This is a genomic window from Candidatus Accumulibacter phosphatis, from assembly GCF_012939955.1.
Classification (GTDB): domain Bacteria; phylum Pseudomonadota; class Gammaproteobacteria; order Burkholderiales; family Rhodocyclaceae; genus Accumulibacter; species Accumulibacter delftensis.
The window spans coordinates 1-1799 of the sequence record NZ_SPMY01000092.1; the positions used below are offsets into that span (position 1 = coordinate 1).

Annotated in this window: 2 protein-coding genes; both read left to right on the forward strand. The window is 64.3% G+C overall.

The annotated features are described in order from the left end of the window. Positions 1-10 precede the first annotated feature (10 nt). Positions 11-106 (forward strand): entry exclusion lipoprotein TrbK, encoded by a 96-nt coding sequence (trbK, locus tag E4Q23_RS25420; protein WP_423753374.1) that lies wholly within the window; start codon positions 11-13, stop codon positions 104-106. Positions 107-113: 7 nt separating this feature from the next. Further along, complete coding sequence (gene trbL, locus E4Q23_RS21210) at positions 114-1742, forward strand: P-type conjugative transfer protein TrbL (protein ID WP_169068468.1); 1629 nt, start codon at positions 114-116, stop codon at positions 1740-1742. Positions 1743-1799: the final 57 nt, after the last annotated feature.

Consider the following 1799-nt stretch of genomic DNA (forward strand, 5'->3'; position numbering starts at 1 on the left):
CTGCGCCGATCTGGACAAGGTGCAAGATCCCGCTCAACGCGCTGAACTTCTCGACAAGTGCCCACGACAAGGAGAGTTCAAACCTAGCCAACAGAAAGCCTGGTGAGGTAGCGATGAGAAGAACGCCCGCCCTATTAGGTGCCACCACCGGCGCGCTGTTGCTGTGGCTGCTGCTCTTTTCCGTCGAAGCGCAGGCGGCTATCGACAGTTCGGATGTGCTGGATAACGTCCTGGCACGTTATTCGGCCGCGGCCAGCATGTGGGCGGCTACGATCACGGCACGGGCCTCGTGGTTGTTCTGGACCCTGGCCTTGATCTCGATGGTCTGGACCTTCGGCATGCTGGCCTTGCGCAAGGCCGACATTGGCGAGTTCTACGCGGAGTTCGCGCGCTTCACGATCTTCACAGGTTTCTTCTGGTGGCTGCTGACCAACGGCCCGACTTTCGCCACCGACATCATGAATTCGCTGCGCACGATCGGCGGCACGGCAAGCGGCACAGGCCCGGCGCTGTCGCCTTCAGGAATCGTCGACATCGGATTCACCATTTTTTACCAGGTTCTCGATCGCTCCTCCGGATGGTCGCCAGTCGATAGTGCGGCCGGCATCCTCATCAGCGCGGCAATCCTCATCATCCTGGCCTTGATCGGCGTGAACATGCTGCTGCTCCTGGTGAGCGGCTGGGTCCTGGCCTACGCCGGCGTTTTCTTCCTCGGCTTTGGTGGCTCGCGATGGACTTCGGACATGGCGATCCATTACTACAAGACCGTTCTGGGTATCGCCGCGCAGCTGCTCACCATGGTGCTGTTGGTCGGCATCGGCAAGTCCTTCGTCGACCAGTACTACGCCAGCATGAGCGCCGGTCTCAGCCTCAAGGAATTGGGCGTGATGCTGATTGTTGCCGTGGTCCTGCTGGCCCTGGTGAACAAGCTGCCGGCCTTGATCGGCGGCCTGGCGATGCATGGCGGCACACATGCCCTAGGCGGTGGTTTCGGAACCGGTGCGGCGATGGGCGCCGCGGCCATGGCGGGCGCAGCCGTCGCCACGGGAGGCGCTGCGATCGCCGCCGGCGCGGCGAATGCGGCGGGCGGCGTCCAAGCGTTGATGACCGCCGCCTCGAAAGCATCGCAGAACGTCGCCGGCGGCACGGACATTGTTTCGCGCATGACCGGTGGGATGGCTGACGCGGTGGGCGGTGGCGGGGCCAGCGGCAGCGCGGCCGGCCTCGGCAGCCCTTTGGCGAGTGCGATGGATGGCCCGGCGATGAGCGCTAGCCCGTCATCCGGGGCGACCTCGGGCGGCTCTCGCGCGAGCTCCAGCAGCAAGGGCAACCCTGCTAAGGGAAGCACGACCGGCAACAGCAATGCCAAGAGTGCAGGCCTGACACCAGGTCAGCAGCCGCAAGGCGGCGAGAAATCTGCTCTGGGTACGGTCGGCCGGGTCGCCACCGACGCAGCCGCCAACCTGGTCAAAGGCACTTGGGACGTCGCCAAGGAGAGGGCCAATGCCGGCGCCGAAGCTGCGCAGGAACGCCTCAGCCAGACCATCGGCGGCAAAGTGGCCGCAGCCATCAAGGCCCAGGGGACGACCGCCACATCCAGCGAGCAGCTCAAGCCGGAACCCACATTCGACGGCAACAGCCTGTCAGGGGCCAGCGACACTTCGGTGGACGCCGACTCGGAAGTCTCCGCATTCCGCGACCGCGACAGTCACTCTCAATCACGCAAGGGGCGTTACACATGAAACCAAAACTTGTTCTCGCTTCGGTCGCGTTAGCCGCGGCTGCGTCAATCTCGGCAT